Source organism: Streptomyces sp. HSW2009, assembly GCF_040240285.1.
In the GTDB taxonomy this organism is placed as follows: Bacteria; Actinomycetota; Actinomycetes; order Streptomycetales; family Streptomycetaceae; genus Streptomyces.
The window spans coordinates 1-4,469 of sequence record NZ_JBEHZD010000592.1 but is presented as its reverse complement, the minus strand read 5'-3'; the positions used below and the strand labels follow the sequence as shown (position 1 = coordinate 4,469).

The 4,469-nt window shown below is 71.5% G+C and carries 3 protein-coding genes; 1 reads left to right on the top strand and 2 read right to left on the bottom strand.

The genetic code is table 11. The features are described from left to right. Window positions 1-316 precede the first annotated feature (316 nt). Together AAHZ94_RS29145 and AAHZ94_RS29140 are read right to left on the bottom strand one after the other, a co-directional pair. Window positions 317-1,306, bottom strand: a complete 990-nt coding sequence (locus AAHZ94_RS29145) for a pirin family protein (RefSeq protein ID WP_349996638.1) — start codon at window positions 1,304-1,306, stop codon at window positions 317-319. A 490-nt stretch (window positions 1,307-1,796) separates the two neighbouring features. Further along, window positions 1,797-2,348 carry an SseB family protein gene (locus AAHZ94_RS29140; protein WP_349996637.1) on the bottom strand — a complete coding sequence of 184 codons (552 nt, stop codon included), beginning with the start codon at window positions 2,346-2,348 and terminating at the stop codon, window positions 1,797-1,799. A gap of 163 nt (window positions 2,349-2,511) precedes the next feature. Here AAHZ94_RS29140 and AAHZ94_RS29135 point away from each other — a divergent pair, with 163 nt between their 5' ends. Beyond that, entirely contained in the window at window positions 2,512-4,344 is a 1,833-nt protein-coding gene (locus AAHZ94_RS29135) for an acyl-CoA dehydrogenase (RefSeq protein ID WP_349996635.1), read from the top strand. Window positions 4,345-4,469: the final 125 nt, after the last annotated feature.

Genomic DNA, 4,469 nt, shown 5'->3' with positions numbered 1-4,469 from the left:
ACAGATCCGGTCCAGGCCCCACGGCGCCGCCCACCGCCCCCCGGTCCCCCCGCCCCCCCCCCGGCCGGCCCCGGGGCCGGGGCCCCCCGGGGCCCCCGGGGGGGGGGGCCCCGCGCGCACCCCGGTCGCGTTCGCGCTCGCGCCCGCGTTCATGAACACGGGCGCCGGGCACGTACGCGTCCACGTTCACGAGCGCGTTCGCACTGCTCGTCCCACCGCGCGCCCGGGCCGGGGCGGCCGTGGTAGGCGTGACCGTACCGCGGGCCGCCGCCGGCCGGTGGGCCCCGGGCCGGACGCGCGGCGCGGGGCGCGAGCTTTACAGCCCGCCTTCGGACATTCCGTGCACAGCGGGCACCGTACCGAGCAGTCCCTTCTGGAAGTCGTCGAACGCCTGCTGGAGTTCGGCGCGGGTGTTCATCACGAACGGGCCGTAGTGCGCCATGGGTTCGCGGATGGGCAGCCCGCCGAGGAGGACGACCTCGAAGTTCGGGCTGCGCGACTCCTGGGACTCGTCGGCGCGCAGGGTGAGCGTGTCGCCCGGCCCGAAGACGGCCGTCTGCCCCATCTGGAACGGACGCCCCTCCACACCGGCGGTGCCGCGGCCGGCCATGCCGTACGCGAGGCCGTTGAAGTCGGGGCGCCAGGGCAGGGTGAGTTCGGCGCCGGGGTTGAGCGTGGCGTGGATCATCGTGATGGGGGTGTGCGTGGCGCCGGGGCCGCGGTGGCCGCCCAGGTCACCGGCGATCAGGCGGAGCAGCGCGCCACCGTCGGCCGAGGTCAGCAGCTTGACCTGGCCGCCCCCGATGTCCTGGTACTTGGGCGCCATCATCTTGTCCTTGCGCGGCAGGTTCACCCAGAGTTGGAAGCCGTGGAAGAGACCGCCGCTGACCACCAGCGACTCCGGCGGCGCCTCGATGTGCAGCAGCCCGGAGCCGGCGGTCATCCACTGGGTGTCACCGTCGTTGATGACCCCGCCACCGCCGTGCGAGTCCTGGTGGACGAACGTTCCGTCGATCAGGTACGTGACGGTCTCGAAGCCGCGGTGCGGGTGCCAGGGGGTGCCCTTGGGCTCACCCGGCGCGTACTCCACCTCGCCCATCTGATCCATCATGATGAACGGATCGAGGTGCTTGTAGTCGATCCCGGCGAAGGCCCGGCGCACCGGGAAGCCCTCGCCTTCGAAGCCGCTGGGCGCGGTGGACACGGCCAGCACGGGCCTGGGCCGCGGCGCCGCCTCACCCGCGCGGGGGGTGGGCGCGGAGACGCGCGGCAGGGTCAACGGGTTGTCAACGGTTACGGCGGGCATGACGGCCTCCTCGGTCGTTCCGCATTCAACTTAGTTGAACGGTGAACGACCTGCAAGGCGTGCGCATTCCCGCACCCCGTTCACGGCCCCTTTCAGCCACCCCGCCGGACCCCGCCGACAGGCCCGTAACCCGTGTCCCGCCTACCCACGGACACCCCCAGCCGGAGCCCCGCCAGCATCCCGCCGGAGTCCTGGCCCCCCCCGCCCGACGAAACCCGGGCCGGACCGCCGTACGGGCGGTCCGAACCGGGTTGCATCAGGCCAGGTCAGAGCGGGTTTCGCGGGTGCGAGGCGAGGGCCGGGCGACGGCCTCGGGCCACCCGGTCCACCCAGGGCCACCCGCAGCCGACACCAGGTCACCCCGAGCCACCCCGAGCAACCCCCAGGTCACCGGGAGCAGCCCCGAGTCGCCCAAGGCCGGCCCCAAGCGCCGCCCCGAGCCGCCTCCAGGTCGCCCGGAGTCACCCCGGGCCACCCCGAGCCGGCAGGCTCAGCCGTACATCTGTCGCATCGCGTAGTCCACCATCTGCTCCACCGCCTTCGCGTCGAAGACCATCCGGTGGTCGCCCTCCATGTCCAGGACGAAGCCGTACCCCGTCGGGAGCAGGTCGAGCACCTCGGCGCCGGTGATCACGAAGTACTTGGACTCCTTGCCGGCGTAGCGGCGGAGTTCCTTGAGCGAGGTGAACATCGGGATCACCGGCTGCTGGGTGTTGTGCAGCGCCAGGAAGCCGGGGTTGTCGCCGCGCGGGCAGTAGATCTTCGAGGTGGAGAAGATCTGCTGGAAGTCCTCCGGGGCCATGGTGCCCGTGGTGAAGGCGCGTACCGCGTCGGTGAGCGAGGGGGGCGACGGCTCCGGGTACAGCGGCTGCTCGCCGTAGCCCGCGCCCGGCTGACCCGGGTGCTGCTGATGCCCCTGGTGCCCGTGTGCGGACGGGTGGCCATGCGGGGCCTGGTGCCCCTGGTGCGGCGGCTGCTGCGGCGGTGGCGGCGGGGCCGCGTACTGCTGCCCGCCACTCGCGTTCTGGTCGTAGCCGTACATGTCATAGAGCGTACTGAGTCACAGTTGGTCGATTGAGGGTTGCCTCTTATTACCGGTGGGTAGCATCATGAAGGTCATCGCTGGAAACGCATGCGAGACCGATCCCACCTCCCGGTGCAGGCGCTCCGCCGCGCGCTGGGTCGAGCCTTACGGAGCCGTCGCCATGGGGCACTACAAGTCGAATCTCCGCGACGTCGAGTTCAACCTCTTCGAGGTGCTCGGCCGCGACAAGCTGTACGGCACCGGCCCGTTCGCCGAGATGGACGTCGAGACCGCGAAGAGCGTGCTGGCGGAGACCGCCAGGCTCGCGGAGAACGAGATCGCCGACTCGTACGTGGACGGCGACCGCACCCCGCCGGTCTTCGACCCGGACACGAACACCGCGCCGCTCCCCGACACCTTCAAGAAGAGCTACCAGGCGTACATGGACGCCGAGTGGTGGCGGCTCGGCATCCCGGAGGGGATCGGCGGCACCACCACCCCCCGCTCGCTGCTGTGGGCCTTCGCCGAGAACGTCCTCGGCGCCAACCCGGCGGTGTGGATGTACGCGTCGGGCCCGGCCTTCGCCGGCGTGCTCTTCGAGGAGGGCACCGAGCAGCAGAAGCACATCGCCAAGCTCGCGGTGGACAAGCAGTGGGGCTCCACCATGGTGCTGACCGAGCCGGACGCCGGCTCCGACGTGGGCGCCGGCCGCACCAAGGCGGTCCGGCAGGACGACGGCTCCTGGCACATCGAGGGCGTCAAGCGCTTCATCACCTCGGGCGAGCACGACATGTCCGAGAACATCCTGCACTACGTGCGCGCCCGCCCCGAGGGCCACGGCCCGGGCACCAAGGGGCTGTCCCTCTTCCTCGTCCCGAAGTACGCATTCGACTTCGAGACCGGCGAGTTGGGCGAGCGCAACGGCGTGTACGCGACCAACGTCGAGCACAAGATGGGCCTCAAGGCGTCCAACACCTGCGAGATGACCTTCGGCGACCGGCACCCCGCCAAGGGCTGGCTGATCGGCGAGAAGCACGAGGGCATCCGGCAGATGTTCCGGATCATCGAGTTCGCCCGGATGATGGTCGGCACCAAGGCCATCGCCGCGCTCTCCACCGGCTACCTGAACGCCCTCGCCTACGCCAAGGAGCGCGTACAGGGCCCCGACCTGGCCGCCTTCACGGACAAGAGCGCGCCGCGCGTCACCATCACGCACCACCCCGACGTGCGCCGCTCGCTGATGACGCAGAAGGCGTACGCGGAGGGCATGCGCGCGCTCGTGCTCTACACCGCGTCCGTGCAGGACGACATCCTGGTCAAGGAGGCCGCCGGCGAGGACGCCAAGGCGCTGCACGGCCTGAACGACCTGCTGCTGCCGATCGTCAAGGGCTACGGCTCGGAGAAGTCCTACGAGCAGTTGGCGCAGTCGCTCCAGGTCTTCGGTGGCTCCGGCTACCTCCAGGAGTACCCGATCGAGCAGTACATCCGGGACGCCAAGATCGACACGCTCTACGAGGGCACCACCGCCATCCAGGGCCAGGACTACTTCTTCCGGAAGATCGTCCGGGACCAGGGACAGGCGCTGACCTCGCTCTCCGAGGAGATCAAGGGCTTCCTCGGCGCCGCCACCGGCGGCGATGAGCTGGCCGCGGCCAGGGCCGAGCTGGCCAAGGCCGCCGTCGACCTGGAGGCCATCGTCGGCTCGATGCTGACCGACCTGGCCGCCACCGAGCAGGACGTGAAGGCCATCTACAAGGTCGGCCTGAACACCACCCGGCTGCTGCTCGCCTCCGGCGACGTGATCATCGGCTACCTGCTGCTGCGCGGCGCCGCGGTCGCCGCGGGCAAGCTGGCCGGCGGCTCCGTACCCGCCAAGGACGTGCCCTTCTACCAGGGCAAGGTCGCCGCGGCGAAGTTCTTCGCGCACCACGTGCTGCCCGGTGTGGCCACCCAGCGCGCGCTGGCCGAGACCACCGACCAGTCGCTGATGGAACTGGACGAGGCGGCGTTCTAGCCCCGGCCCGTTACCGGACCACCCCCGGGGGCCCCCCCCCCCCCCCCCCCGGGGGGGCGGGCGCCCCCCCCCCCCCCCCCGCGGGGGGGCCCCCCCCCCGGCCCCCCCGGCCCCCCCCCCCCCCC